Source organism: Trinickia sp. (assembly GCF_051961175.1).
GTDB lineage: Bacteria > Pseudomonadota > Gammaproteobacteria > Burkholderiales > Burkholderiaceae > Trinickia.
This window is the reverse complement of sequence record NZ_JBQCDN010000453.1, coordinates 1-4,319: the sequence shown is the minus strand read 5'-3', so window position 1 is coordinate 4,319 and position 4,319 is coordinate 1. Positions and strand designations below refer to the sequence as shown.

The 4,319-nt window shown below is 59.8% G+C and carries 8 protein-coding genes; 3 read left to right on the top strand and 5 right to left on the bottom strand.

The window, feature by feature from the left end; genetic code table 11:
• Positions 1–215: amino acid--tRNA ligase-related protein (locus tag ACTHL0_RS25855; RefSeq protein ID WP_440569920.1), on the top strand; the 215-nt coding region annotated here is incomplete at its 5' end.
• A 53-nt stretch (positions 216–268) separates the two neighbouring features.
• Here ACTHL0_RS25855 and ACTHL0_RS25850 read toward each other — a convergent pair.
• The 5 genes from ACTHL0_RS25850 to ACTHL0_RS25830 form a co-directional block, all read right to left on the bottom strand.
• The gene (locus ACTHL0_RS25850; RefSeq protein ID WP_440569919.1) at positions 269–1,009 is read right to left on the bottom strand and encodes a hypothetical protein; all 741 of its coding nucleotides are present in this window, start codon (positions 1,007–1,009) and stop codon (positions 269–271) included.
• Positions 1,006–1,620 (bottom strand): hypothetical protein, encoded by a 615-nt coding sequence (locus ACTHL0_RS25845; protein WP_440569918.1) that lies wholly within the window; start codon positions 1,618–1,620, stop codon positions 1,006–1,008. The genes ACTHL0_RS25850 and ACTHL0_RS25845 overlap by 4 nt, the downstream gene beginning before the upstream one ends.
• A complete protein-coding gene (locus ACTHL0_RS25840; protein WP_440569917.1) occupies positions 1,617–2,132 on the bottom strand; it encodes a hypothetical protein in 516 nt (171 codons plus the stop codon). Before ACTHL0_RS25840 ends, ACTHL0_RS25845 begins: the two co-directional genes overlap by 4 nt.
• Positions 2,133–2,190: 58 nt before the next feature.
• A complete protein-coding gene (locus tag ACTHL0_RS25835; protein ID WP_440569916.1) occupies positions 2,191–2,550 on the bottom strand; it encodes a PAAR domain-containing protein in 360 nt (119 codons plus the stop codon).
• Between the two features lie 256 nt (positions 2,551–2,806).
• Positions 2,807–3,106: a DUF1778 domain-containing protein gene (locus ACTHL0_RS25830; RefSeq protein ID WP_440569915.1), complete on the bottom strand. Its 300-nt coding sequence runs from the start codon at positions 3,104–3,106 to the stop codon at positions 2,807–2,809.
• Between the two features lie 186 nt (positions 3,107–3,292).
• Here ACTHL0_RS25830 and nudB point away from each other — a divergent pair, with 186 nt between their 5' ends.
• Together nudB and ACTHL0_RS25820 are read left to right on the top strand one after the other, a co-directional pair.
• Positions 3,293–3,805 carry a dihydroneopterin triphosphate diphosphatase gene (nudB, locus tag ACTHL0_RS25825; RefSeq protein WP_440569914.1) on the top strand — a complete coding sequence of 171 codons (513 nt, stop codon included), beginning with the start codon at positions 3,293–3,295 and terminating at the stop codon, positions 3,803–3,805.
• Positions 3,802–4,319, top strand: a 518-nt coding sequence (locus tag ACTHL0_RS25820) for a phospholipase D-like domain-containing protein (RefSeq protein ID WP_440569913.1), incomplete at its 3' end; no start/stop codon positions are given. The genes nudB and ACTHL0_RS25820, both read left to right, overlap by 4 nt.

Below are 4,319 nucleotides of genomic sequence, written 5' to 3'. Positions count from 1 at the left end.
TGCAATACGGCGCGCCGCCGCATGGTGGGATCGCGTTCGGGCTTGATCGGATCGTGACGATGATGGCGGGCGCGGATTCGATTCGCGACGTGATCGCGTTCCCGAAGACGCAACGTGCGCAGTGTTTGTTGACGCAGGCGCCGAGCGCGGTGGACGAGCGGCAATTGCGCGAGCTGCATATTCGGTTGCGTCAGCCGGAGCAGCCGAAGGCTTAATGGGCAAAGGGTCGCGTCGCGTAGAGCGGCGCGTAACGCCATGCCTGCGTAGGCTAGCGGGAGCCATGAGGGTCGGCCGTTTCATCCGTGCCCTCAACCGAAAATTGAAACGGTATCTCTGGATGCGTAAATCTAAGCCGGCGTTGGTTTGGGGCCGGGGCCGAGACAAAGCGCTGCTTTTCAAACGTGTAGTACGACACTAGCAAGCCAACACGGGATTCTTCTGCATCATCGAACAGGTAGCTATTCTTTGGAAATGCAAGCTTGCCGTCCTTCGTTGCTACTACGGCGCGGCATGATGAAAGCAAGCTTGGTAGATGAAGAAACGTTGGCTTGCGAGCTAGAGGGTTCACCAATAGAAATATCTGCTGGTGTCGGCCAGCTTCTCCGGAGCCACTGCCGTACCCTTCCATACACAGGAGGGAAGGGCGATTGCTCGTCCTCGCCGCGAGAAACACGTTAACGTTGTCTGGATGAATGTCTATTCCATACTCGCCCGGAAACGTCGTTGCACGCGCAAAGCGGTAGGTTTTGTCGTTGACCGTTATGCGGTTCCGTGCAACCTCGATGCGCACGGCCTTGCCGTCTAGGGTGGATCGCAACTCCATGTGAACACCCTGCTCGCCGACATATGAGTAGAGCCTGAGAGGCTCGACAGGTTGCTTGATTGGGGCGCCGAACACCGCACCCGGCTGGGCGGCGTAGAACACATCGTAGTCGTCGTAAGACTGGGCAGCATGGGCACAGCCCGACAGCGTGGTCAAAGCCGCTATCAGCAACACGACAGATTTCACCGGTATGCCTTTGCGCCGGTAGCCTTCAGGTAATCTGGGTTGTACAGCCAAAATACCGTGCTACCGTGAGCGGCTGTCGAAACCCATACCGAATCGTAGCGGCCGCGTTCGCTGCCATCGACAACTTTCCCGGTTTTTTTGTTACGGACCTGCCATCGTGCGATGCGCTCGCGCCGTTTTTCCGGCACGCCGAAAATGTTGTCAGATGGGGAGCCCCACTTGAACCCATCGCGCACCTTTGGGCGGCTCTCATACTGGGTCTTGAAGTCGAGCCCGTCCCACCAAAATGCACCGTTCGACGGGTCCGGCCCATCGTTGGCCAACGCCTTTTGGGCCCAATCGACAGCCTGCCTCATCCCCAGATTAAGTTCAATTTCACTGTCAGCGGTGCGCATCAATTTGTTGAATCGAGCGTTGGAGCCATCCCATGCATAAGCGTAGTCCGGGTCGGCGGCACGCAACTCGGATACTGTCTTCCCACCCCATGCGCGACAGCGATTTGCGACGGCAAAGGCAATTCCCCCGATTTCCTGCGGGTCGTTGGCCGTGGATGCTTCCCCGTAAGCGATCGCGGCAAGCAATCGCACTTCTTGGCTGATTTCGCCGCTCATCGCGCATCCCCCTCACGCCATGCCACGAAGGCCAGATTTGGATGCTCCTTCAACGAGTATGCGCGCGTTCTCCCCCCTGCCAGCGTCGCGTTGTCGACCAGACATTGACCGTCGCTCGATAGCTTATAGGTCATCCCTTCGACGAGAGCCCCGGTCTTCGCGTCAACAAGCTCGAAATAATGTTCGAGATCCTCGTCGTCGTCCTGTGTCACCTGTCCGCGCGAGCTGGCGTAAGGAGCGACCAGAGCAGCCGCCTCTTCGGGGGCGAACGTCATCGACATGCCACGTTCGGCATGGAAAACCTGCGGCGGATTGCATGCGCAGACGTTGATATCGCCGCTCAGTGCCCATCGCATACCATTTGGTCCGGTGCCGGGCCAGCGCGGACCCTTCGGTGCAATGAAACCCTTCTGGTTGCAGGCGGAACAGTACGTTGCCATGCCAAGCGTTGCGATTTGTACGCGCGGAGGCGGATTGGAGCAGCTAACGGAATCCAGTCCTTCGATGATCACAGCGCTCCCGGCGCGGTCGCCTTGCGCGAGAAAATATCGAATCATGCGCCCCTCCGCATCAGCCGTTCTCGGTCGAACGCTTCACGGCAATGAACACGGTGGATGAGGCCATGCTGTCGCGCTCAGGGCTATCCGTGATGATGTCGCCGTTGCTGAGCCTGCTGCCGACCAGAGCGATGGGCTTATCGTTATCGACGGCGTATTCGCCTGCATCGTCAGTAATGGCAGCTTCGCTACCATCCTCATAGGTCACCACGTCGCTAACCCGTGCGGCGGTCAGACCCGCAACGGCCAAGCCTCCCGTCGCCTTTGTGATGCGTCCGCCAAGCTCACTCAACGCGCCGATGGTTGCAAACAAATGCTTCGGCTCGGAGGCGGAATCGGGCTGAACGTCTTTTTCTTCGGCAATGCGTGGCATAGCTAAAGCTCTCCTTACGATGATTGTTGACTCCACCAAACGATGGTTTGATGTGAGGCGATCCGGCTCGCGCCTTCGGCGTGCGCTGCGCGTTTCCCTCCTACGTCGCCTCGTGCAAAATGTTGTGCAACCCCGAACCGGCCAGCAGCGGCATGTTGATTGAGCGGACGCAGGCAAGAGCAGGACCATACAGATCATCGTGTGCGACGTGACGGCATTGCGCACATTTAGGACTGGATGAGGGTAGTTTGAGGTTTCATCTATTCCGGAAGCGTGCCATCGCACGCTGCAGCGCTTCATTGGGCTCCGGAGGCTCATCGAGCAGAGCGAAGAAGCGCTTCGATTCTTCCATCGTCAAACGGATGGGTCGGATGGCCTCTTCCTGCTCGATTACCTGCTCGGCTGCCCGAAGTGCCGCCTGCACAATGAACTGGTTAAGGGAACCGCCCGACAGTTCTGCAGCGAACTGCGGGATCTCTCGCTTTTCTGCGCTCAATCCGGCTGTGATTCGCTCCCGAACGGAGCTTTCCGTTTCGCTGCCGTGCTTAATAGCCATTGCGTTTCCTCACGTCGGAACAACCTGTGGCGCCTCCCGGCGAATACAGGCACGGTCCGTTTTAAAATGGGTGGGTCGTGAAACCACCGCTTTCCCTCGTTTGCCACTCGGCTCATCGATCGCGCCAGCAGTGATCGGCTGCGCTATGCTGACGGACAAACCGCAATCGAATCGAATCGAAACACCATGCCAAAACCGCCGAAGATTCCCGAGTCGGTCCTCGTCGTCATCTACACGCCCGCGCTCGACGTCCTCATCATCGAGCGCGCCGATCGCCCCGAGTTCTGGCAATCGGTGACGGGGTCGAAAGACCGCATCGACGAACCGCTTGTCGAAACCGCCGTTCGCGAAGTGGCCGAGGAGACGGGGATCATCGTCGGCGGGCCGCTCGTGCCGTTCGATGCGCTCATCGATTGGGGCGAGCTCATCGAGTACGAAATCTATCCCGTGTGGCGGCACCGTTACGCGGATGGCGTGACCCGCAACGTCGAGCATTGGTTCGGGCTCGAGGTGCCTTATCGGTTGGAAGTCCAACTCGCGCCGCGCGAACACACTGCTTACCAATGGTTGCCCTATGAGCAAGCGGCCGCGCGCTGCTTTTCCTCGTCCAATCGCGACGCAATCCTGCAATTGCCACGTCGGCTGCGTGTGAGAACCTCGGCCGAACCTGTTTCGCCGCAGCCGCCAAGCGAAGCATGAGCGGCCGCGGCGCGCGTCGGCTCGCGCGTATCGGGGCCGCGCTGGTGTCGCGCCGCCGCGCCTGGCGGTTGGCCTTCACGGCCGACAATCAGGTCCGGCTCTTCAATAGCGGCGCCGCGTACTTCGACGCTTTGATCGCCCATATCGATGCGGCACGCGAGCGCGTCATGCTCGAGACGTATATCTTTTGCGATGACGAGGTCGGCCGCGCAGTGTCCGATGCGCTCCTACGCGCGGCCGGCCGCGGTGTGCGCGTGCGCGTGATTACCGACGGCTTGGGAACAGGACGCCTCGCCCTGTTCGACGAATGGATCGCGGCGGGCATCGAGCATCGCATCTATAACGCGGGATGGTTCGGTGTGTTCGGCCGATTCGGCTTGTCTCGCACGCATCGCAAGCTCGCGCTCGTCGATGAGCGCGTAGCGTTCTGCGGCGGCATCAATGTCATCGACGACTACACGGCGACAACCGGCCGTCTCGAGCATCCGCGCTGGGATTTTGCCGTCGAATTGAT

Coding starts and splice junctions, on each gene's coding strand:
- ACTHL0_RS25835 (WP_440569916.1), bottom strand. CDS start 2,550: ATGCCACGCATTGCCGAAGAAAAAGACGTTCAGCCCGATTCCGCCTCC.
- ACTHL0_RS25830 (WP_440569915.1), bottom strand. CDS start 3,106: ATGGCTATTAAGCACGGCAGCGAAACGGAAAGCTCCGTTCGGGAGCGA.
- nudB (WP_440569914.1), top strand. CDS start 3,293: ATGCCAAAACCGCCGAAGATTCCCGAGTCGGTCCTCGTCGTCATCTAC.
- ACTHL0_RS25845 (WP_440569918.1), bottom strand. CDS start 1,620: ATGAGCGGCGAAATCAGCCAAGAAGTGCGATTGCTTGCCGCGATCGCT.